1 protein-coding gene is annotated in these 409 nt (G+C 71.4%); it reads left to right on the plus strand.

The window, feature by feature from the left end:
* On the plus strand, positions 1-409 hold a 409-nt coding region (locus tag JZ791_RS44435; protein ID WP_216904018.1), incomplete at both ends, for a VIT1/CCC1 transporter family protein.

Consider the following 409-nt stretch of genomic DNA (forward strand, 5'->3'; position numbering starts at 1 on the left):
CCCTTGCTCAGCAGGCCGAGACGCGCTCGCCCTACGACGACGACCCCCACGCGACCCCGGCGATGCGCGCCGACGAGAAGATCCACAGCGAGGTCGTGCGGGGGCTCGCCGCGGCGGGACGTCGCAGGCTGTCGGGAACCTTCCGTGCCGCGGTGTTCGGGGCGAACGACGGTCTCGTGTCGAACCTCGCGCTCGTCATGGGCATCGGGGCGACCGGCGTCGACGCGCGCATCGTGCTGTTCAGCGGCATCGCGGGCCTGCTCGCCGGAGCCCTGTCGATGGGCGCGGGGGAGTTCGTCTCGGTGCGCTCGCAGCGCGAGCTGCTCGAGGCCACCGAGCCCAACAACTTCGGCGACGACGTGCTGCCCGATCTCGACCTCGACCAGAACGAGCTCGCCCTGATCTACCG

Source organism: Nocardia alni (assembly GCF_019038435.1).
Classification (GTDB): Bacteria; Actinomycetota; Actinomycetes; order Mycobacteriales; family Mycobacteriaceae; genus Nocardia; species Nocardia alni.